19 protein-coding genes, 5 tRNA genes and 2 rRNA genes (1 of these 26 running past the window's edge) are annotated in these 24,967 nt (G+C 59.8%); all 26 read left to right on the forward strand.

The genetic code is table 11. The annotated features are described in order from the left end of the window. Positions 1-2,303: ribosomal RNA gene (locus EP379_RS03240) — 23S ribosomal RNA — on the forward strand; it begins 584 nt to the left of the window's first position. A gap of 101 nt (positions 2,304-2,404) precedes the next feature. Next, a 5S ribosomal RNA gene (gene rrf, locus EP379_RS03245) occupies positions 2,405-2,520 on the forward strand. A gap of 109 nt (positions 2,521-2,629) precedes the next feature. Next, positions 2,630-3,064, forward strand: a complete 435-nt coding sequence (locus EP379_RS03250) for a universal stress protein (RefSeq protein ID WP_127475807.1) — start codon at positions 2,630-2,632, stop codon at positions 3,062-3,064. 28 nt (positions 3,065-3,092) lie between these two features. Continuing rightward, complete coding sequence (gene birA, locus EP379_RS03255; protein ID WP_127475809.1) at positions 3,093-4,073, forward strand: bifunctional biotin--[acetyl-CoA-carboxylase] ligase/biotin operon repressor BirA; 981 nt, start codon at positions 3,093-3,095, stop codon at positions 4,071-4,073. Then, entirely contained in the window at positions 4,070-4,843 is a 774-nt protein-coding gene (locus EP379_RS03260; RefSeq protein WP_127475812.1) for a type III pantothenate kinase, read from the forward strand. Before birA ends, EP379_RS03260 begins: the two co-directional genes overlap by 4 nt. Next, the gene (locus EP379_RS03265; RefSeq protein WP_127475814.1) at positions 4,840-5,595 is read left to right on the forward strand and encodes an SPOR domain-containing protein; all 756 of its coding nucleotides are present in this window, start codon (positions 4,840-4,842) and stop codon (positions 5,593-5,595) included. Before EP379_RS03260 ends, EP379_RS03265 begins: the two co-directional genes overlap by 4 nt. Positions 5,596-5,652: 57 nt before the next feature. Then, positions 5,653-5,728, forward strand: a tRNA-Thr gene (locus tag EP379_RS03270). 126 nt (positions 5,729-5,854) lie between these two features. Further along, positions 5,855-5,939, forward strand: a tRNA-Tyr gene (locus EP379_RS03275). Between the two features lie 143 nt (positions 5,940-6,082). Next, a tRNA-Gly gene (locus tag EP379_RS03280) sits at positions 6,083-6,156 on the forward strand. Between the two features lie 24 nt (positions 6,157-6,180). Beyond that, positions 6,181-6,255 (forward strand) — tRNA-Thr (locus tag EP379_RS03285). Between the two features lie 43 nt (positions 6,256-6,298). Then, positions 6,299-7,489, forward strand: coding sequence for an elongation factor Tu (gene tuf / locus EP379_RS03290; RefSeq protein ID WP_127475816.1), 1,191 nt, complete (start codon positions 6,299-6,301; stop codon positions 7,487-7,489). 76 nt (positions 7,490-7,565) lie between these two features. Continuing rightward, positions 7,566-7,641: transfer RNA gene (locus EP379_RS03295), tRNA-Trp, on the forward strand. A 39-nt stretch (positions 7,642-7,680) separates the two neighbouring features. Beyond that, the gene (gene secE, locus EP379_RS03300; protein ID WP_127475819.1) at positions 7,681-8,019 is read left to right on the forward strand and encodes a preprotein translocase subunit SecE; all 339 of its coding nucleotides are present in this window, start codon (positions 7,681-7,683) and stop codon (positions 8,017-8,019) included. Between the two features lie 12 nt (positions 8,020-8,031). After that, positions 8,032-8,565, forward strand: a complete 534-nt coding sequence (gene nusG / locus EP379_RS03305) for a transcription termination/antitermination protein NusG (RefSeq protein ID WP_127475821.1) — start codon at positions 8,032-8,034, stop codon at positions 8,563-8,565. A gap of 80 nt (positions 8,566-8,645) precedes the next feature. Continuing rightward, entirely contained in the window at positions 8,646-9,077 is a 432-nt protein-coding gene (rplK, locus tag EP379_RS03310; protein WP_127475823.1) for a 50S ribosomal protein L11, read from the forward strand. Between the two features lie 3 nt (positions 9,078-9,080). Further along, positions 9,081-9,773, forward strand: a complete 693-nt coding sequence (gene rplA, locus EP379_RS03315; protein WP_127475825.1) for a 50S ribosomal protein L1 — start codon at positions 9,081-9,083, stop codon at positions 9,771-9,773. A 251-nt stretch (positions 9,774-10,024) separates the two neighbouring features. Beyond that, a complete protein-coding gene (gene rplJ, locus EP379_RS03320; protein ID WP_127475828.1) occupies positions 10,025-10,525 on the forward strand; it encodes a 50S ribosomal protein L10 in 501 nt (166 codons plus the stop codon). Positions 10,526-10,596: 71 nt separating this feature from the next. Then, positions 10,597-10,971 (forward strand): 50S ribosomal protein L7/L12, encoded by a 375-nt coding sequence (gene rplL, locus EP379_RS03325; RefSeq protein ID WP_127475830.1) that lies wholly within the window; start codon positions 10,597-10,599, stop codon positions 10,969-10,971. Positions 10,972-11,223: 252 nt separating this feature from the next. Beyond that, the gene (gene rpoB, locus EP379_RS03330) at positions 11,224-15,300 is read left to right on the forward strand and encodes a DNA-directed RNA polymerase subunit beta (protein WP_127475832.1); all 4,077 of its coding nucleotides are present in this window, start codon (positions 11,224-11,226) and stop codon (positions 15,298-15,300) included. Between the two features lie 76 nt (positions 15,301-15,376). Further along, the gene (gene rpoC, locus EP379_RS03335) at positions 15,377-19,573 is read left to right on the forward strand and encodes a DNA-directed RNA polymerase subunit beta' (protein WP_127475834.1); all 4,197 of its coding nucleotides are present in this window, start codon (positions 15,377-15,379) and stop codon (positions 19,571-19,573) included. Positions 19,574-19,710: 137 nt separating this feature from the next. Next, positions 19,711-20,085, forward strand: a complete 375-nt coding sequence (gene rpsL, locus EP379_RS03340; RefSeq protein ID WP_127475836.1) for a 30S ribosomal protein S12 — start codon at positions 19,711-19,713, stop codon at positions 20,083-20,085. 20 nt (positions 20,086-20,105) lie between these two features. Further along, positions 20,106-20,576, forward strand: a complete 471-nt coding sequence (gene rpsG / locus EP379_RS03345; RefSeq protein ID WP_127475838.1) for a 30S ribosomal protein S7 — start codon at positions 20,106-20,108, stop codon at positions 20,574-20,576. An 18-nt stretch (positions 20,577-20,594) separates the two neighbouring features. Continuing rightward, entirely contained in the window at positions 20,595-22,691 is a 2,097-nt protein-coding gene (gene fusA, locus EP379_RS03350; RefSeq protein ID WP_127475840.1) for an elongation factor G, read from the forward strand. 43 nt (positions 22,692-22,734) lie between these two features. Next, on the forward strand, positions 22,735-23,925 hold the full coding sequence (tuf, locus tag EP379_RS03355; RefSeq protein WP_127475816.1) for an elongation factor Tu: 1,191 nt from the start codon (positions 22,735-22,737) through the stop codon (positions 23,923-23,925). Between the two features lie 5 nt (positions 23,926-23,930). Continuing rightward, positions 23,931-24,242 (forward strand): 30S ribosomal protein S10, encoded by a 312-nt coding sequence (gene rpsJ / locus EP379_RS03360; RefSeq protein WP_127475842.1) that lies wholly within the window; start codon positions 23,931-23,933, stop codon positions 24,240-24,242. A gap of 84 nt (positions 24,243-24,326) precedes the next feature. Further along, positions 24,327-24,965, forward strand: a complete 639-nt coding sequence (rplC, locus tag EP379_RS03365) for a 50S ribosomal protein L3 (RefSeq protein WP_127475844.1) — start codon at positions 24,327-24,329, stop codon at positions 24,963-24,965. Positions 24,966-24,967: the final 2 nt, after the last annotated feature.

A 24,967-nucleotide genomic window follows, 5' to 3' on the forward strand; every position in this document is an offset into this window, starting at 1 on the left:
GGCGAGGTTAACCGTATAGGGGAGCCGTAGGGAAACCGAGTCTTAATAGGGCGCATAGTCGCTAGGAGTAGACCCGAAACCAGTCGATCTATCCATGGCCAGGGTGAAGGTGGGGTAAAACCCACTGGAGGCCCGAACCCACTCCCGTTGAAAAGGTAGGGGATGAGCTGTGGATAGGGGTGAAAGGCTAATCAAGGCTGGAGATAGCTGGTTCTCCCCGAAAGCTATTTAGGTAGCGCCTCGTGTCTCACTCCCGGGGGTAGAGCACTGTTACGGCTAGGGGGTCGTCTAGACTTACCAACCCGTTGCAAACTCCGAATACCGGGAAGTGCAATCACGGGAGACACACGGCGGGTGCTAACGTCCGTCGTGAAGAGGGAAACAACCCAGACCGCCAGCTAAGGTCCCAAAATCACAGCTTAGTGGAAAACGATGTGGGAAGGCTTAGACAGCCAGGAGGTTGGCTTAGAAGCAGCCATCCTTTAAAGAAAGCGTAATAGCTCACTGGTCGAGTCGGCCCGCGCGGAAGATTTAACGGGGCTCAAGTTGTGTACCGAAGCTGCGGGTGTATGCGTTAAGCATACGCGGTAGGGGAGCGTTCCGTACGCCTGCGAAGGTGTGTCGTAAGGCATGCTGGAGGTATCGGAAGTGCGAATGCTGACATGAGTAACGATAATGCGGGTGAAAAACCCGCACGCCGAAAGCCCAAGGTTTCCTGCGCAACGTTAATCGGCGCAGGGTTAGTCGGCCCCTAAGGCGAGACTGAAAAGTGTAGTCGATGGGAAACAGGTTAATATTCCTGTACCTCGCGTTACTGCGATGGGGGGACGGAGAAGGTTAGGTCAGCCGGGTGTTGGTAGTCCCGGTTTAAGCATGTAGGGAGTGCTCTTAGGCAAATCCGGGAGCACAATCCTGAGGTGTGATGACGAGCTGCTACGGCAGCGAAGTGATTGATACCATGCTTCCAGGAAAATCCTCTAAGCTTCAGGTAACGCAAGACCGTACTCGAAACCGACACAGGTGGGCAGGGTGAGTATCCCAAGGCGCTTGAGAGAACTCGGGTGAAGGAACTAGGCAAAATAGCACCGTAACTTCGGGAGAAGGTGTGCCCTTTGTATGTGAAAGCCCTGCGGCTGGAGCAGAAGAGGGTTGCAGTGACCAGGCCGCTGCGACTGTTTATTAAAAACACAGCACTCTGCAAACACGAAAGTGGACGTATAGGGTGTGATGCCTGCCCGGTGCCGGAAGGTTAATTGATGGGGTTAGCGAAAGCGAAGCTCTTGATCGAAGCCCCGGTAAACGGCGGCCGTAACTATAACGGTCCTAAGGTAGCGAAATTCCTTGTCGGGTAAGTTCCGACCTGCACGAATGGCATAACGATGGCGGCGCTGTCTCCACCCGAGACTCAGTGAAATTGAAATAGCGGTGAAGATGCCGTTTTCCCGCGGCTAGACGGAAAGACCCCGTGAACCTTTACTGTAGCTTTGCACTGAACTTTGAACATGTTTGTGTAGGATAGCTGGGAGGCTTTGAAGCCAGGACGCCAGTCCTGGTGGAGCCGGCCTTGAAATACCAGCCTGACCTGTTCGAGGTTCTAACCTGGGTCCGTAATCCGGATCGGAGACAGTGCATGGTGGGCAGTTTGACTGGGGCGGTCTCCTCCCAAAGAGTAACGGAGGAGCACGAAGGTACCCTCAGCGCGGTCGGACATCGCGCAATGAGTGCAAAGGCATAAGGGTGCTTAACTGCGAGACAGACACGTCGAGCAGGTGCGAAAGCAGGTCTTAGTGATCCGGTGGTTCTGTATGGAAGGGCCATCGCTCAACGGATAAAAGGTACTCCGGGGATAACAGGCTGATACCGCCCAAGAGTTCATATCGACGGCGGTGTTTGGCACCTCGATGTCGGCTCATCACATCCTGGGGCTGTAGCCGGTCCCAAGGGTATGGCTGTTCGCCATTTAAAGTGGTACGCGAGCTGGGTTTAGAACGTCGTGAGACAGTTCGGTCCCTATCTGCCGTGGGCGTTAGAGATTTGAGAGGAGCTGCTCCTAGTACGAGAGGACCGGAGTGGACGTACCTCTGGTGTTCCGGTTGTCATGCCAATGGCACAGCCGGGTAGCTATGTACGGAAGGGATAACCGCTGAAAGCATCTAAGCGGGAAGCCTCCCTCAAGATTAGATCTCTCTGGACCTTTAAGGTCCCTGAAGGTTCGTCGAAGACTACGACGTTGATAGGCTGGATGTGGAAGCGCAGCAATGCGTGCAGCTAACCAGTACTAATTGACCGTGAGGCTTGACCATATAACACCCAAGTATTTTGGGTGCGACATTTGCCCCAAGTGTTTTGATACGACTACCGGATTCATTGAAGTGGCGCGTGCGCGGCTTCAATAACAAGTTTGCCTGGCGGCAATAGCGAGTGGGAACCACCCGATCCCTTTCCGAACTCGGAAGTGAAACCACTCAGCGCCGATGATAGTGTGGGGTTTCCCCATGTGAAAGTAGGTCACTGCCAGGCTTTAATTCCAAAAACCCCCTGCAATTACCTGCAGGGGGTTTTTCATTTGTGCTGCCGAAGTGCCCGCGTTATCGTGTAACCTTGCTCTGCCGGTATGGAGGAGGGGTATATGGGGGCCTATAAGCATATTCTGCTGGCGGTGGATTTTTCCAATGCGACCGAGATGCTGGTACAACGGACAGTGACGCTGCGCCAGTTTTGCGCTGCCGAACTTTCCCTGGTGCATGTAATCGAGCCGGTCGTCATCGACCCATCTTATGATGTATTTCCCGCAGTTCCCCTTGGTCTGGAGCAGGAAGCGGCAGACAAGGCCCGCAAGGAATTGGTTCGACTGGGGGACCGTTTGGCAGTAGTGCCTGAGCGCTGTCACGTGGTGATCGGTTCGACGAAGAACGAGATTCTCCGCTGCGCACGTGAGCGGCAAGCCGATCTGATCGTAGTCGGCAGCCATGGCCGGCATGGCGTCGCCTTGTTGCTGGGCTCCACTGCGAATGCAGTTTTGCATGGTGCGCCGTGCGATGTCTTGGCTGTACGCATTCAATAGATATCCCCGGGGCAGTTATCTTTGACGCATGACACCGTTGCAGTACACCCTGTTGCAGTTGCTTGCTGACGGACGGTTTCACTCTGGCGAGCAGATGGCGTGTCATGCCGGGGTGACACGGGCTGCGGTGTGGAAGGCTTTGCAGGGACTGCGCGCATACGGTATCGACATGCATGCGGTGAGCGGGCGTGGCTATAGCCTTGTCAACGGTTTCGAATTGTTGGACACCAATGCCATCGTTGGTGCAATGTCGTCAGCCACACGCAGCGCACTGCATTCGCTTACGCTTTTACCTACTGTCGATTCCACCAATGCCTGGCTGATGCGGCAGGGAGAGGAGGGGGGAACGACGGCTTGTGTTGCCGAACACCAGACTGCTGGTCGGGGGCGTCGGGGCCGACGCTGGTGCTCACCTTTCGGGAGCAATCTTTACCTGTCATTGCGCTGTCGTTTTGACGAAGGTATGGGTCGTTTGGCCGGCTTGAGTCTGGCGGTTGCAATTGCCGTGGTGCGGACTCTGCACGAGATGGACGTCAAGGGTGTCGGCGTTAAATGGCCGAACGATATTTATTGGCAGGAACGCAAGCTGGGGGGCATTTTGCTGGAAATTGCCGGCGAGTCTGCTGGGCCGTGCTCGGTGGTCGTCGGCATTGGACTCAATGTTGCCATGCCCCGGATGGAGGGGGAAATGATCGATCAGCCATGGACCGACTTGGCCAGTATCCGCCCCGGCCTGTCACGCAATCAACTGGCTGGCCGAATGCTGCACCACTTGCTGGAGGTGATGGCCGAGTTTAAGTGCCATGGCTTGGCCTTATTTGAGCAAGAGTGGCGTGAGGTAGATTGGCTTTATGGCAAGCCGCTTCGTCTGTTGCAGCCCGATGGCGAGGTAAATGGTATCGGCCGCGGCATCGCCCCGGATGGCTCGCTGCTGGTGGAGGTATCCGGGAAACTGCAACGCCACACTTTTGGTGAGGTCTCGGTTCGTTTGCAGGATGCGTCGGCATGATCCTCTTGTTGGATATTGGCAACACGCGCATCAAATGGGCGCGCCTCGCTCACGGGAGGCGCTCGGCAGAGACCCCGGTTACGCATCGGGGCCGGGATGTGGCGTTGCTATTGTCTGATCTATGGCATGACCTGCCTTCGCCACAGCGGGTGGTGGCGGCATGTGTGGCGGGCGAGTCGCTTCGCGCAGTCCTGACCGCGTGGTGCCTTGAGCATTGGGGGGTGCGGCCGGAGTACCTTGTTGCGGCGATGGAGGCGTGTGGTATCCGCAATGGCTATCGTCTTCCCGCGCAGTTGGGGGTGGATCGGTGGCTAAGCATGATTGGCGCGCGGCAGTTGCCAGAGGCCAGCGGGCAACCCCTCTGTGTAGTTGGGTGCGGTACGGCGTTGACCGTCGATATGCTCAGCGTCACAGGGCAGCATCTTGGCGGCTGGATCGCTCCGGGTGTGGGTTTGATGCGGCAACAGTTGGAGCAGGGGACCGCGGTATTTGCCGAAGGTATTGCTCGCTCAGGGGTGGAAGATGACTTTGGCCATGATTCGATGGAGGCGGCGGCGACGGGGACGGCACAGGCTGCAGCGGGAATGGTGATGCAGGCCATGTCACTGGTCCGGAACAGGCACGGTATATCCCCGGTGTGCGTTTTGACAGGCGGTGATGCGAGTTGGCTGCAGCCCTTGTTACCGATGCCTGTGCATGTGAGCCAGGAACTGGTTTTGTCCGGTATGGCAGTGTTGTTGCGGGAAGAAGAGGGGCGTTATAGTCCATGAAGTGGTTGTTCGCAGGATTGCTGGTGATCAATCTTGCTCTGCTCGGCTGGAATTGGATGCGTCCCGACAGCAGTGCTGAATTGGCCATGTTTCCGGCGCCTCCCCCCCGCTCCGGCCCTGGTCTGGTGTTGTTACAGGAGTTGGATAAGCCCCTTCCTCTCCGTGGCAAGGCTGCCGATGCACCCCCCGCATCTCCACCCATTGCGGAGCCTGTCGAGACCGTTGAACCAGAGGCCGCTGCTGTTGCGGTTGATGTGACGCCGGAGCCCGCATCAGAAAATCCTCCAAGTTCGCTCTTTACCTGCCTGCGTCTCGTGGGGCTCGATTCCAAGAACGAGGCAACGCGGGCAGGGCAGGCATTGGCGCAGGGCGGTGCTATGGTCAAGCGCCAAGGGGAAGAGACCGGTGAAACCAAGCGATATTGGGTGATGTTGCCGCCGGTGGCATCACCGACCGCGGCGGCGCCGATATTGCAGCGCCTGGAACGGGCCGGTGTGAAGGATTTTTACCTGATCCGCACTGGTGAGAATGCCAATGCCGTTTCACTCGGTGTCTATTCGGCCAAGGATTCGGCGCAGCGGCGTGTGCAACAGATCCGTGCCGTGAAGCTGAAGCCGCGCATCGAGGAGATCGCCTTGCCGGTGAAGCGCTGGTGGCTGGAGTTCGACTGGCCGGCAGACGGCAGCGCGGAGGTTTGGCGCGGGATGCTGCCCAAGGACTTGCGCATGGTTGCAGCCGAAAACTGTCGCTGAATTGCCTTCCCAGCGGGCTTTACCTAGAATACGCCGCTTGTCGCAGCAGGTGACGTAGCTGGCGTAGCTCAGTTGGTAGAGCAGCTGATTTGTAATCAGCCGGTCGGGGGTTCAAATCCTCTCGCCAGCTCCATACATACGGGGGACGGACGGTGGATCCGTCCCCCGGTTTGTTTCGGCGGTGGATATTCATGCCGTCGTGAGGGGATTGCTGTTGACAGAAACCCGCGCCTCAATCAGAATAGCGGGCTCGTTTTCCGGAGGGGTTCCCGAGTGGCCAAAGGGATCAGACTGTAAATCTGACGGCTCCGCCTTCGAAGGTTCGAATCCTTCCCCCTCCACCAAACAGAGTTAAAGAGGGTCTGAATAAGTCCATCCCGGACTTTACAGACCACGGCACCTCATGTGCCGCGGAAGCTTCGAACTTTTGATTCAGAGCTTCTTTGGTTGTGGCCGTTAGGCTGGGCTGAAGGCCTTGCCAGGCAATGCGGGTGTAGTTCAATGGTAGAACCTCAGCCTTCCAAGCTGATGGCGTGGGTTCGATTCCCATCACCCGCTCCAATAAGCTGGCTGAGCAGATTTCAGGCCCATATAGCTCAGTGGTAGAGCACTCCCTTGGTAAGGGAGAGGTCCCCAGTTCAAATCTGGGTATGGGCTCCAAATTTAGTTTCATTAATGTGTTCCAACGTGAGGAGTTTGTCCGATGTCCAAGGAAAAATTCGAGCGTAAGAAGCCGCACGTAAACGTCGGTACGATTGGTCACGTGGACCATGGCAAGACGACGCTGACTGCGGCCCTGACGGTGGTGCAGGCGAAGAAGTTCGGCGGCGAGGCGAAGGCCTACGACCAGATCGACGCGGCGCCGGAAGAGAAGGCGCGCGGCATCACCATCTCCACGGCGCACGTGGAATACGAGTCGGAGACCCGCCACTACGCTCACGTGGACTGCCCGGGGCATGCCGACTACGTGAAGAACATGATTACCGGTGCGGCGCAGATGGACGGCGCGATCCTGGTGGTGTCGGCGGCAGACGGTCCGATGCCGCAGACCCGTGAGCACATCCTGCTGGCGCGCCAGGTAGGCGTACCGTATATCGTCGTGTTCATGAACAAGGCCGACATGGTGGACGACCCCGAGCTGCTGGAACTGGTCGAGATGGAGGTGCGCGATCTGCTGTCCTCCTACGACTTCCCGGGTGATGACACCCCGATCATCGTGGGTTCCGCGTTGAAGGCGTTGGAAGGCGACACCTCCGAGATCGGCGTGCCGGCGATCGAGAAGCTGGTCAACGCGCTGGACACCTACATTCCTGAGCCGGAGCGCGCCATTGACGGCGCCTTCCTGATGCCGATCGAAGACGTGTTCTCGATCTCCGGTCGCGGCACGGTGGTGACCGGGCGTATCGAGCGCGGCGTGATCAAGGTAGGCGAGGAAGTGGAAATCGTCGGTATTCGTCCGACCAGCAAGACCACGGTTACGGGCGTGGAAATGTTCCGCAAGCTGCTGGACCAGGGTCAGGCGGGCGACAACGTCGGTGTGCTGCTGCGCGGCACCAAGCGAGACGAAGTGGAGCGTGGCCAGGTGCTGTGCAAGCCGGGCAGCATCAAGCCGCACACCAAGTTCGACGCCGAAGTGTACGTACTGTCGAAGGACGAGGGCGGCCGTCACACCCCGTTCTTCAACGGCTACCGTCCGCAGTTCTACTTCCGTACCACGGACGTGACCGGCGCGGTGGATCTGCCGGAAGGTGTGGAGATGGTGATGCCGGGTGACAACGTGAACATGAAGGTATCGCTGATTTCTCCCATCGCAATGGAAGAAGGTCTGCGCTTTGCAATCCGCGAGGGTGGCCGTACCGTCGGCGCCGGCGTGGTAGCCAAGATCATCGAGTAAGGGAAGTAGCGACAAGGTAAACGGGCAGGTGCAGGGCGTTAACCCTTGTGCCTGCCTCCTTGTTTTGTTGAGTCACAGGCCAGTAGCTCAATTGGCAGAGCGGCGGTCTCCAAAACCGCAGGTTGGGGGTTCGATTCCCTCCTGGCCTGCCATTATTTAGTGCCGGCCTACCCAGACGGCGTGGACAGTTAATGGCGGATAAAATCAAGCTCTTGTTGGCGGCGGTGGTCCTCGGTGGGGCCGTCGCAGCCTTCTATTATTTTGCGGACCTCATGCTGTTTGTGCGTGTGGTGGTGCTGCTCGTCGCCGTTGGTGTCGCTGTAGCCATCGCTGCGCAGACGGCGGTCGGCGCTGACGCTTTGGCGTTCCTGCGCAGCGCGCTGATGGAAGTGCGCAAGGTTGTCTGGCCGACGCGCAAGGAAACCATGCAGACTACCCTGGTGATCCTGGCGATGGTGACGGTCATGGGGCTGCTGATGTGGGGCTTCGATGCCTTCCTCGCCATGATGGTGCGCACGCTGACGGGTTAAGGGAGTAGAGGAATGGCTTTGCGTTGGTATGTAGTCCATGCCTATTCCGGGTATGAAAACCAGGTCAAACGCTCGCTGGAAGAGCGCGTGAAGCGTGCCGGTCTGGAGGATAAGTTCGGTCAGATTCTGGTGCCGACCGAGGAAGTGATCGAGATGCGCGAAGGCCAGAAGCGCAAGAGTGATCGCAAGTTCTTCCCTGGCTATGTACTGGTCCAAATGGAAATGACGGATGAGACTTGGCATTTGGTCAAGGACGTGCCGCGCGTGATGGGGTTCATCGGTGGTACCGCCGACCGCCCGGCACCGATCACCGAAAAGGAGGCACAGGCCATTCTCGACCGCGTGCAGGAAGGCACCGAAAAGCCGCGGCCGAAGGTGCTGTTCGAGCCGGGTGAAGTGGTGCGCATCATCGATGGCCCGTTCAACGATTTCAATGGCGTGGTGGAAGAGGTCGATTACGACAAGAACCGCCTGCGCGTTGCCGTGCTGATTTTTGGTCGTTCCACTCCGGTGGACCTGGAGTTCAGCCAGATCGAAAAAGCTTGACGAGCAAGAGCGGTCTGCTCCGCTTTTGCATTTTGTAACAGGGGAGCCGCAAGGCGCTTGTACCCACCTAGGAGTAGCTCATGGCTAAGAAAATTGACGCTTATATCAAGCTGCAGGTAAAGGCTGGCCAGGCCAACCCCAGTCCCCCGGTCGGTCCCGCTCTCGGTCAGCGTGGCGTGAATATCATGGAGTTCTGTAAGGCGTTCAATGCCCAGACCCAGGGTATCGAGCCGGGCTTGCCGATTCCCGTGGTGATTACGGTCTACAGCGACCGCAGTTTCACCTTCGTCACCAAGACCCCGCCGGCTTCCATCCTGCTGAAGAAGGCTGCCGGTATCCAGTCCGGTTCCAAGGTGCCGAATCGTGACAAGGTGGGCAAGGTGACCCGCGCCCAACTGGAAGAAATCGCCAAGACCAAGATGGCCGATCTGACCGCCGCTGACATGGACGCCGCCGTGCGTACCATCGCCGGTAGTGCACGCAGCATGGGCATCGAGACGGAAGGGGTATAAGCCATGGCCAAACTGACCAAGCGTATGAAGGCTGTGCGTGAGAAGCTGCAGCCCGGCAAACTCTATGCCGCCGAAGAGGCGTTTTCCCTGCTCAACGAACTGCCCAAGGCCAAGTTCGTCGAGTCTATTGATGTGGCCGTGAACCTCGGCGTCGACCCGCGCAAGTCCGACCAGGTCGTGCGTGGTTCTACCGTGCTGCCCCACGGCACCGGCAAGAGCGTGCGTGTCGCCGTGTTCACCCAGGGGGCCAATGCCGAGGCCGCCAAGGCCGCCGGTGCCGATGTGGTTGGCATGGATGACTTGGCCGCCGAAGTGAAGGCCGGCAAGATGGATTTCGATGTGGTCATCGCTTCCCCCGACGCCATGCGTGTCGTCGGCCAGCTGGGTCAGATCCTCGGTCCGCGCGGTCTGATGCCGAACCCCAAGGTCGGTACCGTGACCCCGAACGTCGCCGAGGCGGTGAAGAACGCCAAGGCCGGTCAGGTGCGCTACCGTACCGACAAGGCCGGTATCATCCACTGCTCCATCGGCAAGGTGGGTTTCGCCCCCAGCGCCCTGAAGGAAAACCTCCAGGCACTGCTGGCCGATCTGCAGAAGGCCAAGCCCAGCACCGCCAAGGGCAATTACATGAAGAAGATCACCGTGTCCACCACCATGGGCCCGGGTATCGTGCTGGATCAGACCACCTTGGCCTGATGCGGTAACGGCTGTAAAAACTTTTGACCGCCGGCGTTGGTGCCGGTGCACGTCGAAGACCGCAGGCGCACGAGCTTAATGCCTGGTTGAGGCACCTGCGTAGACGGTGTCACCCTGTCAGGTTTCCCCTGTGAGGGCCACCGTGAGGCGGAACCGGAGCAGTCTGCCGGTTCCATCAAGGGTGGTGCGTGGTGCGGGATGTCGTCGGTCCCCACCCGTACACGTTATGTAACGAGAAGAGGTGATTTCGCGTGGCTCTCAATCTTGAACAAAAGAAGACCATCGTTGCCGAAGTCGCCGAAGTCGCTGGCAAGGCCCATTCCGTCGTCGTGGCGGAATATGCCGGTCTGACCGCCGCCCAGATGACCGACCTGCGCTCCAAGGCGCGCAAGGAAGGTGTGTATGTGCGCGTGGTCAAGAACACGCTGGCCCGTCGTGCCGTAGAAGGCACCGAATTCGCCTGCCTGCAGGAGACCCTGACCGGTCCTCTGATGGTGGCGTTTTCGCAGGAGGATCCGGGCGGTGCTGGTCGTGTGATCAGCGAGTTCGTCAAAGGCAACGACAAGTTGGTGGTCAAGGCTGTATCCATCGGCGGCAAGCTGTTGCCGGCTGCCGAACTGGCGCGCCTGGCTCGTATCCCGAACAAGCCGCAGGCTATCAGCCAGCTGATGGCGGTGATGAAGGCCCCCGTCGGCAAGCTCGCCGCGACCCTGGCCGCCGTGCGCGATCAGAAGGCCGGTGCTGCTGCCTGAGTACGCAACCGGAAACCATTCAATCCGCTGCGTGAATGCAGCTGGGAACAGAAATTACAGAGGTTAGTATCATGGCCGTTACCAAAGAAGACATCCTGGAAGCCGTCGCCAACATGACCGTGATGGAGGTCGTTGACCTCATCGAGGCGATGGAAGAGAAGTTCGGTGTTACCGCTGCCGTCGCCGTGGCCGCAGGCCCTGCCGCTGCCGGTGGTGCTGCAGCCGCCGAGGAGCAGACCGAGTTCAACGTCATCATGACCAGCTTCGGCGACAACAAGGTCAACGTGATCAAGGCCGTTCGCGCCATCACCGGCCTGGGTCTGAAGGAAGCCAAGGACATGGTCGAAGGCGTGCCCTCCACCGTGAAGGAAGGCGCTTCCAAGGCCGAAGCCGAGGACATCAAGAAGCAGCTGGAAGAAGCCGGCGCCAAGGTCGAGCTGAAGTAAGCGAAGTCCATTGCGGACTACGTGCGTCGGGAGTGACCGACATCATCGGACTAGCAACGGGGAACCTGATGGGTTCATTCGTAACGCCAGGGATGGCGCTGTTTATTTGACGTAATACCGGCTGGTGGCTGATATGCCACCGGCCTTTTTCCGCTGGGCAGCGGAAGCGAACACCACCGGTGACCGCGATGCCTGCAAGGATCTTATCCGGCGCGGTTGTTGGACCTACATGAGCGAAGCTGAGGAACTCTGATGGCCTACTCATTCACTGAGAAGAAACGCATCCGCAAGGATTTCGGCAAACGTCCCAGCATCCTGGATATCCCGTACCTTCTGGCCATTCAGCTGGAATCGTATCGTAATTTTCTGCAGCCGGATGTCGCGCCGGAGAACCTGCGGGAACAGGGCCTGCATGCCGCGTTCCGTTCGGTGTTCCCGATCACCAGTTACTCGGGAAATGCCGCGCTGGAATATGTCAGTTACCGCCTTGGTACCCCCGTATTCGACGTCAAGGAATGCCAGTTGCGTGGCATGACCTACGCCGCTCCCCTGCGCGTCAAGGTCCGCTTGGTGATCTACGACAAGGATGCCCCGGCCGGCACCAAGCCGGTGAAGGACATCAAGGAGCAGGAAGTCTACATGGGCGAACTGCCGCTTATGACCGAGAACGGCACCTTCGTCATCAACGGTACCGAGCGTGTCATCGTGTCGCAATTGCACCGTTCTCCCGGTGTGTTCTTCGAGCACGATAAGGGCAAGACCCACTCTTCCGGCAAGCTGCTGTTTTCAGCCCGCGTGATTCCCTACCGCGGCTCCTGGCTGGACTTCGAGTTCGACCCCAAGGACAGCGTGTTCGTGCGTATCGATCGTCGCCGCAAGTTGCCGGCGACCATTCTGCTGCGCGCCTTGGGTTATACCAACGAAGACATCCTCGGTATGTTCTTCGAAACCGACACCTTTACCTTCGGCAAGGACGGCCTGACCGTCGAACTGGTGCCGGAGCGCCTGCGTGGCGAAACCGTCGATTTCGACATTACCATCAAGGGAAAGGTGTTGGTCGAGGCCGGTCGCCGCATCACCGCGCGCCATACGCGTGAAATGGCCAAGGCCGAGGTGAAAACCCTCGATGTCCCCTTCGAGTTTGCCGTTGGCAAGGCTTTGGCGCATGACGTCATCGACACTCTGACCGGTGAAGTTGTGGCCCAAGCCAACGATGAATTGACGCTGGACCTGTTGGAGAAGATGCGTCAGGCCGGCATCACCACCTTCCGGACCATCTTCACCAATGACCTGGATCATGGTCCATTTATTTCCAGCACCCTGCGCATCGACCCGACCCGCACTCCGCTGGAGGCGCTGGTCGAAATTTACCGCATGATGCGTCCGGGCGAGCCACCCACCAAGGAAGCGGCGGAAAATCTGTTCCAGGGGCTGTTCTTCAGCGAGGACCGCTACGATCTGTCTGCAGTCGGCCGCATGAAGTTCAACCGCCGCGTCGGTCGCAAGGAAGTGGAAGGCCCCGGTGTACTCACCAAGGAAGACATTATCGATGTCCTCAAGGTGCTGATCGATATCCGTAACGGCAATGGCGTGGTGGACGATATCGATCACCTCGGCAACCGCCGCATCCGTTCCGTGGGCGAAATGGCGGAAAACCAGTTCCGCATTGGCCTGGTGCGTGTGGAGCGTGCCGTGAAGGAGCGCCTGTCGCTGGCTGAATCCGAGGGGCTGATGCCGCAGGAGCTGATCAATGCCAAGCCGGTGTCGGCGGCGATCAAGGAGTTCTTCGGTTCTTCCCAGCTGTCGCAGTTCATGGATCAGAACAATCCGCTGTCCGAGATCACCCACAAGCGCCGCATCTCTGCGTTGGGCCCCGGCGGCCTGACCCGCGAGCGTGCCGGATTCGAGGTGCGCGATGTGCATCCGACCCATTACGGCCGCCTCTGCCCCATCGAGACGCCGGAAGGTCCGAACATCGGTTTGATCAACTCGCTGGCCGTGTTCTCGCGTCCCAACGAGTATGGCTTCCTGGAAACCCCTTACCGTAAGGTGGTGGACGGCAAGGTTACCGATGAATACGAATATCTGTCGGCTATCGACGAGGGCGAGTACGTCATCGCCCAGGCCAATGCCAAGGTCGATGCCAAGGGCAACCTGGTGGACGACCTGGTGTCCTGCCGTCATATGAATGAATTCACCCTGGCGCCGCGCGACAAGGTGAACTACATGGATATCTCGCCCAAGCAGATCGTCTCCGTGGCGGCCTCGCTGATTCCGTTCCTGGAGCATGACGACGCCAACCGCGCACTGATGGGCTCCAACATGCAGCGCCAGGCTGTGCCGACCCTGCGTCCGCAGAAGCCACTGGTAGGTACCGGCATGGAGCGTACCGTGGCTATCGACTCCGGTACTGCCGTGGTGGCACGTCGCGGTGGCGTGGTCGATTCCGTCGATGCCAGTCGTATCGTGGTGCGTGTCAACGACAACGAGACCGAGGCCGGCGAGTCGGGCGTGGACATCTACAACCTGACCAAGTACACCCGTTCCAATCAGAACACCTGTGTCAATCAGCGCCCGCTGGTCAACACCGGTGACGTGATTGCGCGCGGTGACGTGCTGGCCGACGGCTCTGCCACCGACCTCGGTGAGCTGGCGCTGGGGCAGAATATGCTGGTCGCCTTCATGCCGTGGAATGGTTACAACTTCGAGGACTCCATTCTGGTGTCCGAGCGTGTAGTGGAAGAAGACCGCTATACCACCATCCATATCGAAGAGCTGACCTGCGTGGCTCGTGACACCAAGCTCGGACCCGAGGAAATCACCGCCGATATTCCCAACGTCGGTGAAAGCGCCCTGGCCCGTCTCGACGAGGCCGGTATCGTCTACATCGGTGCCGAAGTCACCTCCGGCGACATCCTGGTGGGTAAGGTCACGCCGAAGGGCGAAACCCAGCTCACCCCGGAAGAGAAGCTGCTGCGTGCCATCTTCGGTGAGAAGGCCTCGGACGTGAAGGACACCTCACTGCGCGTGCCCTCGGGTATGAACGGCACCGTCATCGATGTCCAGGTCTTTACCCGCGACGGTTTGGAGAAGGACAGCCGTGCCAAGGCCATCGAGGAAGAAGGCCTGGCCCAGGTGCGCAAGGACTTGATGGATCAGCGCCGCATCATGGAAGACGATATCTTCCAGCGTGTGGAAAAGATGCTGCTAGGCAAGGTCGCCGCCGGCGGCCCCAACAAGCTGAAGGCCGGCGACAAGATCACCAAGACCTATCTCGCCGAACTGCCGACCGAAAAGTGGTTCGAGATCCGCCTCAAGGCGGAAGATGCCAACGCCCAGTTGGAACTGGTGGCCGAGCAGATCAAGCAGCTGCGCAAGAGCTTCGAGGAGCAGTACGAGGACAAGAAGCGCAAGCTGACCCAGGGCGATGACCTGGCGCCGGGCGTGCTGAAGATGGTGAAGGTGTACCTCGCCGTCAAGCGTCGCATCCAGCCGGGCGACAAGATGGCCGGTCGCCACGGTAACAAGGGTGTTATCTCCATGATCGTTCCGGTGGAAGACATGCCCTACAGTGCCGACGGCACCCCGGTAGATATCGTATTGAACCCGCTCGGCGTACCGTCGCGTATGAACGTCGGTCAGGTGCTGGAAACCCATCTCGGTTGGGCTGCCCGCGGCCTGGGGCTGAAGATTGGCCGCATGATCGAGGCCAAGGCCAAGGTCGACGAGCTGCGTAAGCTGCTCGATCAGATCTACAACACCAGTGGCAAGAAAGAAGATCTCGATAGCTTGTCGGATGAGGAAATCATTGCCCTGTGTATGAACCTGAAAGAGGGTGTGCCGATGGCGACGCCGGTATTCGACGGCGTGCACGAGGAGGAGATCCGCCAGATGCTGCGTCTGGCCGGTCTGCCCGAGTCCGGCCAGACCACGCTGTACGACGGCCGTACCGGCGATGCCTTCGACCGCAAGGTCACTGTGGGCTACATGTACATGCTGAAGCTGAACCACCTGGTGGATGACAAGATGCACGCGCGCTCCACCGGCCCGTACAGCCTGGTTACCCAGCAGCCGCTGGGCGGCAAGGCGCAATTCGGTGGTCAGCGTTTCGGTGAGATGGAAGTGTGGGCGCTGGAAGCGTATGGCGCTGCCTATACCCTGCAGGAAATGTTGACGGTGAAGTCCGACGACGTGAATGGTCGCACCAAGATGTACAAGAACATCGTGGACGGCGATCACCGTATGGAGGCCGGCATGCCGGAATCCTTCAACGTGTTGATCAAGGAAATTCGCGCCCTGGGTATCGACATCGAGCTGGAACAAGATTAGTCCGACGCGAGCGGCGCCCGGTTTACCCGGGCGCCTGTAGCGAACGGCAAGCGACGGACAACTGAGGAGAGACACGGTGAAAGACCTTCTGAATCTTCTGAAGCAGCAAGGCCCGATTGAAGACTTTGACGCCATCCGCATCGGACTGGCGTCGCCGGACAAGATCCGTTCCTGGTCCTACGGCGAAGTGAAGAAGCCGGAGACCATCAACTACCGCACCTTCAAGCCGGAGCGTGATGGCCTGTTCTGCGCCAAAATATTTGGCCCGGTGAAGGATTACGAGTGCCTGTGCGGCAAGTACAAGCGTCTCAAGCACCGCGGCGTGATTTGCGAGAAGTGTGGTGTGGAAGTGACCCTGGCCAAGGTGCGCCGCGAGCGTATGGGCCACATCGAACTGGCCAGTCCCACTGCCCACATCTGGTTCCTGAAGAGCCTGCCGTCCCGCATGGGTCTGCTGCTCGACATGACCCTGCGCGACATCGAGCGCGTGTTGTATTTTGAGGGTTTCGTGGTCATCGATCCGGGCATGACCCAGCTCGAGCGCGGCCAGCTGTTGTCCGACGAGGCTTATCTGGATGCCATCGAGGAATACGGTGACGAGTTCGACGCACGCATGGGGGCCGAGGCGATCTATGAGTTGCTGCGCAGCATGGACCTGCAGGCCGAGGCCACCAAGATACGTGAGGAACTGCCCAACACCAACTCCGAGACCAAGCTGAAGAAGTACACCAAGCGCCTGAAGTTGATCGAGGCCTTCATCGAGTCCGGCAACAAGCCGGAGTGGATGGTGATGACTGTGTTGCCGGTGCTGCCGCCGGAGCTGCGTCCGCTGGTGCCACTGGAAGGCGGCCGCTTCGCCACCTCCGATCTGAATGACCTGTACCGTCGTGTCATCAATCGCAACAATCGTCTCAAGCGCCTGCTGGACCTGGCGGCGCCGGACATCATCGTGCGCAACGAAAAGCGCATGCTGCAGGAAGCGGTGGACGCCCTGATGGACAACGGCCGCCGTGGCCGCGCCATCACCGGCTCGAACAAACGCCCGCTGAAGTCCCTGGCCGACATGATCAAGGGTAAGCAGGGCCGCTTCCGTCAGAACCTGCTCGGCAAGCGTGTCGACTACTCCGGCCGTTCCGTTATCGTGGTCGGTCCGACCCTGCGCCTGCACCAGTGTGGTCTGCCCAAGAAGATGGCGCTGGAGCTGTTCAAGCCCTTCATCTTCTCCAAGCTGGAGCGCCGCGGCCTGGCCACTACCATCAAGGCGGCCAAGAAGATGGTCGAGCGCGAAGGTCCTGAGGTGTGGGATATTCTCGCAGAGGTGATCCGCGAGCATCCCGTGTTGCTGAACCGTGCGCCGACCCTGCACCGTCTCGGTATCCAGGCCTTCGAGCCGGTGCTGATCGAGGGCAAGGCTATCCAGCTGCATCCGCTGGTCTGCGCCGCCTTCAACGCCGACTTCGACGGTGATCAGATGGCCGTGCACGTGCCGCTATCGCTGGAGGCCCAGCTGGAGGCGCGTGCGTTGATGATGTCCACCAACAATATCCTGTCGCCCGCCAACGGTGACCCGATCATCGTGCCGTCGCAGGATGTGGTGCTGGGGCTGTATTACATGACCCGCGATCGCGTCAACGGTAAGGGTGAAGGCATGGTGTTCGCCGACACCGCCGAGGTGTTGCGCGCCTATCAGACCGGCAACGTTGAGCTGCAGGCTCGTATCAAGGTGCGTATCCGTGAGGTGTCGTTCGATGAAAAGGGTGAGCGCCAGGAAAAGGTGAGCCTGAAGGACACCACTGTCGGCCGTGCCCTGTTGTTCGACATCGTGCCCGATGGCCTGCCCTTCGAGTTGGTCAACCGCCCGCTGGTCAAGAAGGCGATTTCGCAGTTGATCAATACCTGCTACCGCCGCCTCGGCTTGAAGGACACGGTGATCTTCGCCGACCACCTGATGTACACCGGTTTCCGCTACGCTACCCGCGCCGGCGTGTCTTTCGGTCTGGAAGACATGGTCATTCCGGACGAGAAGGCCGAGATTCTGGCCCGCGCCGATGCCGAGGTGAAGGAGATCGAGAACCAGTACATCTCCGGTCTGGTCACCAACGGTGAGCGTTACAATAAAGTGGTCGACATCTGGTCCCGCACCAATGACCAGGTTGCCAAGGCGATGATGGACAAGCTGGGTTCGGAAGATGTGGTGAACGCCAAGGGTGAAACGGTGCGTCAGCCGTCTTTCAACTCCGTGTTCATGATGGCCGACTCCGGCGCCCGTGGTAGCGCGGCCCAGATCCGTCAGCTGGCCGGCATGCGTGGCCTGATGGCCAAGCCGGACGGTTCCATCATCGAGACCCCGATCACGGCGAACTTCCGTGAAGGCCTGTCGGTGTTGCAGTACTTCATCTCCACTCACGGTGCCCGTAAAGGCCTGGCCGATACCGCGCTGAAGACCGCCAACTCCGGTTATCTGACCCGTCGCCTGGTCGACGTGGCGCAGGATCTGGTGGTCACCGAAGAGGATTGCGGCACCACTCAGGGCATTACCATGCAATCGCTCATCGAGGGCGGCGATGTGGTCGAGCCGCTGCGCGAGCGCGTACTGGGCCGTGTCACCGCCGAAGACGTGTTCCTGCCGGGTAGCGATGAGGTCGCCATTCCGCGTGGCACCTTGTTGGACGAAAAGTGGGTGGCTCGCCTGGAAGAGCTGTCCGTCGATCACTTGTACGTGCGCTCACCCATTACCTGTGAAAGCCGCTATGGTGTGTGCTCGGCTTGCTATGGCCGCGATTTGGCCCGCGGTCATCGCGTCAATGTCGGCGAGGCAGTGGGCGTCATCGCCGCCCAGTCCATCGGTGAGCCGGGTACCCAGCTCACCATGCGCACCTTCCACATCGGTGGTGCGGCATCCCGTTCCGCAGCGGTCAATAACATTGCCGTTAAGAACAATGGCGCGGTGCGCCTGCACAACATCAAGCTGGTCGAGCACGCCTCCGGCAACCGCGTGGCGGTGTCACGTTCCGGCGAGCTGACCGTGCTGGACGAGAACGGCCGCGAGCGCGAGCGTTACAAGGTGCCCTACGGCGCCGTAATCAGCGTCAACGACGGCGATGCGGTCAAGGGGGGCCAGGTGGTGGCCACTTGGGATCCGCATACCCATCCGGTTATTACGGAAATTGCCGGGCGCGTGCGCTTCATCGACTTCGTCGACGGCGTCACCATCAACCGTCAGACCGACGAGGTGACCGGCCTGTCCAGCCTGGTGGTCACCGACCCGAAGCAGCGCGGCGCCACCGGCAAGGATCTGCGTCCGATGGTCAAGCTGGTCGACGAAAAGGGCAACGATGTGTTCATCCCGGGCACCGAGCTGCCGGCCAACTACTTCCTGCCCGCCGGTGCCATCGTCAACCTGGCGGACGGTGCCGAGGTAGGTGTGGGTGACGTCGTAGCCCGTATCCCGCAGGAATCGTCCAAGACCCGTGATATCACCGGCGGTCTGCCCCGCGTGGCGGACCTGTTCGAGGCGCGCAAGCCCAAGGAGCCGGCCATCCTGGCGGAAATCTCCGGTACCCTCAGCTTCGGCAAGGAGACCAAGGGCAAGCAGCGCCTGATCATTACCCCGACCGACGGCGGCGAGCCGCATGAGGAGCTGATTCCCAAATGGCGCCACGTCACCGTGTTCGAGGGTGAGCACGTGGAGAAAGGTGAGGTTATCGTCGAAGGCGAGCCGACTCCCCACGATATTTTGCGCCTGCAGGGTGTGGAAGCGCTCGCTAACTATATCGTCAATGAAGTGCAGGACGTCTACCGTCTGCAAGGCGTGAAGATCAACGACAAGCACATCGAGGTCATCGTCCGGCAGATGCTGCGTAAGGTCACCATCAAGGAAAGCGGCGATACCAAGTTCCTGCAGGGTGAGCAGCTCGAACTGGCCCGGGTACAAGAGGAAAACGAGGTGGTGCAGGCGGCGGGTAAAATGCCGGCGACCTACGAACGCGAGTTGCTGGGCATCACCAAGGCCTCGCTGTCCACCGAATCCTTCATCTCCGCCGCTTCCTTCCAGGAGACTACCCGCGTCCTCACCGACGCGGCGGTCACCGGCAAGGTGGACGAGCTGCGCGGCCTGAAGGAAAACGTCATCGTGGGACGCCTGATTCCGGCGGGTACCGGTCTGGCTTACCACAACGAGCGCCGGCGCAAGCGTCATATCACCGCCGGCGAGGAGCTGATGATGGAGGAGGCCGCCGCCCCGGCGCCGGCCGAAACCGGTGGCAGCGAGTAAATAGACTGGGCGGGTAGGACCGACAGCCTGGGGTGGCTATTGACATAGCGGCCCCGGCTTCTTAGAATCCCGCTTCTTTTTTACAGGCCGGTGTTTTGCCGGCCTGTTGCTTATTTTGGCTGGAGTCGAAGAGACAAATGGCGACGATTAACCAATTGGTACGCAAGCCGCGCGTACGCCCGGTAGAGAAGAGCAAGGTTCCCGCGCTGGAAAGTTGTCCCCAGAAGCGCGGTGTGTGCACCCGTGTGTACACCACCACCCCGAAGAAGCCGAACTCGGCCTTGCGTAAGGTCGCACGTGTGCGCCTCACCAACGGTTACGAAGTGACCACTTACATCGGTGGTGAAGGCCACAACCTTCAGGAGCACTCCGTGGTCCTGATTCGTGGCGGTCGTGTGAAGGACCTACCGGGTGTGCGTTACCACACCGTACGCGGCACCCTCGACACCTCCGGCGTCAAGGATCGCAAGCAGGGTCGTTCCAAGTACGGCGCCAAGCGTCCGAAGTCCTAATCGCTTAAGGAATTACGGGTATGTCCAGAAGAACGAGTGCCACCAAGCGCGACGTGTTGCCGGATCCGAAGTACGGTAACAAGATGCTGTCCCGCTTTATCAATATCCTCATGCTGAGCGGCAAGAAGGCCGTCGCCGAGAAGATTGTCTACGGCGCGCTGGATCGCGTCGCCGAGAAGAGCAAGGGCGAACCCCTTGCCATCTTCGAAAAGGCGCTGGGCAATATCCGCCCGATGGTGGAAGTGAAGTCACGTCGCGTCGGTGGTGCGACCTACCAGGTGCCCGTCGAAGTGCGCAATGACCGTGGTATGGCCCTGGCTATGCGCTGGTTGGTGGATGCCGCCCGTAAGCGCGGCGAGAAATCCATGGGCCTGCGTCTGGCTGGCGAGATCATGGACGCCTACGAGCAGAAGGGCACCGCCGTGAAGAAGCGTGAAGACACGCATCGCATGGCCGAGGCCAACAAGGCCTTTGCCCACTATCGCTGGTAAGTAGAAGAGGAATTAGCTGTGGCCCGTACCACCCCCATCGAGCGTTACCGCAACATCGGTATTTCCGCGCACATCGACGCCGGTAAGACCACTACCACTGAGCGCGTGCTTTTCTACACCGGCGTCAGCCACAAGATTGGCGAGGTGCACGATGGCGCCGCGACGATGGACTGGATGGAGCAGGAGCAGGAGCGTGGTATCACCATCACCTCCGCGGCGACCACCTGCTTCTGGAAGGGCATGTCACAGCAGTTCCCCGAGCATCGCATCAACATCATCGACACCCCGGGGCACGTGGACTTCACCATCGAGGTGGAGCGTTCCATGCGTGTACTGGATGGCGCCTGCATGCTGTACTGTGCCGTCGGTGGCGTGCAGCCGCAGTCCGAGACCGTATGGCGCCAGGCCACCAAGTACCATGTGCCGCGTATCGCCTTCGTCAACAAGATGGATCGTGCCGGTGCCGACTTCTTCAAGGTCGTGCGCCAGATGAAAGAGCGCCTGCGTGCCAACCCCGTACCGATCCAGATCCCCATCGGTGCCGAAGAAGACTTCAAGGGTGTCGTCGACCTGATCAAGATGAAGGCTATCGTGTGGAATGAGGCCGATCAGGGCACGACCTTCGAGTATGCGGACATTCCGAGCGAACTGCATGCAACTGCCGCCGAATGGCGCGAGAAGATGGTCGAGGCGGCAGCCGAGGCCGATGAAGACTTGATGGAGAAGTACCTCGAGGAAGGCGATCTTTCCGAAGAGGAGATCAAGAAGGCGCTGCGCAAGCGCACCATCAATCTGGAAATTGTCCCGATGCTGTGCGGCTCTGCTTTCAAGAACAAGGGCGTGCAGGCCATGCTCGACGCCGTGATCGAGTTCCTGCCGTCGCCGCCGGAAGTGCCTGCCATCAAGGGCGTTGATGCCAACACCGGTGAGCCCATCGTGCGCATGTCCAGCGACGAAGAGCCGTTTGCCGCCCTGGCGTTCAAGATCATGACCGACCCGTTCGTCGGAACGCTGACCTTCGTGCGCGTGTATTCCGGTGTGCTGGCCTCCGGCGACAGCGTGTACAACTCGCAGAACGGCGGCAAGGAGCGTATCGGCCGTATCCTGCAGATGCACGCCAACCAGCGTGATGAACTGAAGGAAGTGCGTGCCGGCGATATCGCCGCCTGCGTAGGCCTGAAGGATGTCATTACCGGCACGACACTTTCGGCGATCGACAAGCCGGTCGTTCTGGAAAAGATGGAGTTCCCGGAGCCGGTGATTTCCATTGCCGTGGAACCGAAGACCAAGAGCGATCAGGAAAAGATGGGGCTGGCGCTGAATAAGCTGGCACAGGAAGACCCGTCCTTCCGTGTGCGTACTGACGAAGAGTCCGGCCAGACCATCATTTCCGGAATGGGTGAGTTGCATCTGGAAATCATCGTCGACCGCATGAAGCGTGAGTTCAAGGTCGAGGCCAATATCGGCGCGCCGCAGGTGGCCTACCGCGAAACCATCCGCAAGACGGTGGAGCAGGAAGGCAAGTTCGTGCGTCAGTCCGGCGGTCGTGGTCAGTATGGGCATGTGTGGCTCAAGCTGGAGCCGCAGGAACCCGGCAAGGGTTACGAATTCGTCAACGCCATCGTCGGTGGCGTGGTCCCCAAGGAATATATCCCGGCCGTTGACAAGGGCATCCAGGAGCAGATGAAGAATGGCGTGATCGCCGGTTTCCCGGTGGTCGATGTCAAGGTCACCCTGTTCGATGGTTCCTACCATGACGTGGACTCCAATGAAATGGCGTTCAAGATCGCCGGCTCCATGGCCTTCAAGGAGGGCGCACTGAAAGCCGGAGCGATCCTGTTGGAACCCATCATGGCGGTCGAGGTGGAGACACCGGAAGAGTACATGGGCGACGTCATGGGCGACCTGAACCGCCGTCGCGGCATGATTCTGGGTATGGAGGACAATGCCGGGGTAAAGGTGCTGCGTGCCGAGGTGCCTCTGTCCGAGATGTTCGGTTACTCGACCTCGTTGCGTTCGCAAACCCAGGGGCGCGCCACCTATTCCATGGAGTTCAAGAAGTACCAGGATGCTCCGGCCAATGTGGCTGAGGCAGTCATCAAGAAATCCGCCTGACGAACCAAACAAACCAGTATTCAGCTATTAGAGGGTAACGACCGTGTCCAAGGAAAAATTCGAGCGTAAGAAGCCGCACGTAAACGTCGGTACGATTGGTCACGTGGACCATGGCAAGACGACGCTGACTGCGGCCCTGACGGTGGTGCAGGCGAAGAAGTTCGGCGGCGAGGCGAAGGCCTACGACCAGATCGACGCGGCGCCGGAAGAGAAGGCGCGCGGCATCACCATCTCCACGGCGCACGTGGAATACGAGTCGGAGACCCGCCACTACGCTCACGTGGACTGCCCGGGGCATGCCGACTACGTGAAGAACATGATTACCGGTGCGGCGCAGATGGACGGCGCGATCCTGGTGGTGTCGGCGGCAGACGGTCCGATGCCGCAGACCCGTGAGCACATCCTGCTGGCGCGCCAGGTAGGCGTACCGTATATCGTCGTGTTCATGAACAAGGCCGACATGGTGGACGACCCCGAGCTGCTGGAACTGGTCGAGATGGAGGTGCGCGATCTGCTGTCCTCCTACGACTTCCCGGGTGATGACACCCCGATCATCGTGGGTTCCGCGTTGAAGGCGTTGGAAGGCGACACCTCCGAGATCGGCGTGCCGGCGATCGAGAAGCTGGTCAACGCGCTGGACACCTACATTCCTGAGCCGGAGCGCGCCATTGACGGCGCCTTCCTGATGCCGATCGAAGACGTGTTCTCGATCTCCGGTCGCGGCACGGTGGTGACCGGGCGTATCGAGCGCGGCGTGATCAAGGTAGGCGAGGAAGTGGAAATCGTCGGTATTCGTCCGACCAGCAAGACCACGGTTACGGGCGTGGAAATGTTCCGCAAGCTGCTGGACCAGGGTCAGGCGGGCGACAACGTCGGTGTGCTGCTGCGCGGCACCAAGCGAGACGAAGTGGAGCGTGGCCAGGTGCTGTGCAAGCCGGGCAGCATCAAGCCGCACACCAAGTTCGACGCCGAAGTGTACGTACTGTCGAAGGACGAGGGCGGCCGTCACACCCCGTTCTTCAACGGCTACCGTCCGCAGTTCTACTTCCGTACCACGGACGTGACCGGCGCGGTGGATCTGCCGGAAGGTGTGGAGATGGTGATGCCGGGTGACAACGTGAACATGAAGGTATCGCTGATTTCTCCCATCGCAATGGAAGAAGGTCTGCGCTTTGCAATCCGCGAGGGTGGCCGTACCGTCGGCGCCGGCGTGGTAGCCAAGATCATCGAGTAACAGATATGGCAAACCAGAAGATTCGTATCCGTCTCAAGGCTTTCGACCATCGCCTGATCGATCAGTCGGCGAAGGAGATCGTCGATACCGCCAAGCGCACCGGTGCCCAGGTCAAGGGCCCGATTCCCCTGCCGACCAAGCAGGAGCGCTTCACGGTGCTGGTTTCTCCGCACGTCAACAAGGATGCGCGCGATCAGTATGAGCTGCGCACCCACAAGCGGATGATGGAGATCGTCGACCCGACCGACAAGACGGTCGATGCCCTGATGAAGCTGGATCTCGCTGCCGGTGTGGATGTGCAGATCAAACTGAGCTAATGCGGTGGGCCGGTGGATTGCCGGCCACCGTTAATTGAAACAGGTGCCGGTCAATCGTAATCGGCACAGATTGAGGTTATAACAATGGCTATAGGTGTTATCGGACGCAAGGCCGGTATGACCCGTGTCTTTACTGAAGACGGCGTCAGCATCCCGGTCACCGTGATTGAGGTCGAACCCAATCGCGTCACCCAGATCAAGACCTTGGAAACCGACGGCTATCGTGCGGTGCAGGTCACCACTGGTTCACGCCGCGCTGTGCGCGTGACCAAGCCGATGGCCGGTCATTTCGCTGCTGCCGGTGTCGAGGCTGGCCGTACCCTGTCCGAGTTCCGTCTCGCCGAGGGCGAGGGCGCCGAACTGGCTCCGGGCAGCGAGATCAAGGTCGACATCTTCGCTGCCGGCCAGAACGTAGATGTCAGCGGTACCTCCATCGGTAAGGGCTATGCCGGTACCGTCAAGCGTCACAACTTCCGTACCCAGGATGCCACCCACGGTAACTCCCGTTCCCACCGTGTCCCCGGTTCTACCGGCCAGAATCAAACCCCGGGTCGTGTGTTCAAGGGCAAGAAGATGACCGGTCACATGGGTAACGCGCGTTGCACCGTGCAGAACCTTGAGGTTGTGCGCGTCGATGCCGAGCGCAATCTGCTCCTGGTGAAAGGTGCCGTGCCGGGCCCGCGCGGCGGCGACGTTATCGTGCGCGCCAGTGTGAAGGCCTGAGG

It is taken from the genome of Sulfurivermis fontis (genome assembly GCF_004001245.1).
In the GTDB taxonomy this organism is placed as follows: domain Bacteria; phylum Pseudomonadota; class Gammaproteobacteria; order Thiohalomonadales; family Thiohalomonadaceae; genus Sulfurivermis; species Sulfurivermis fontis.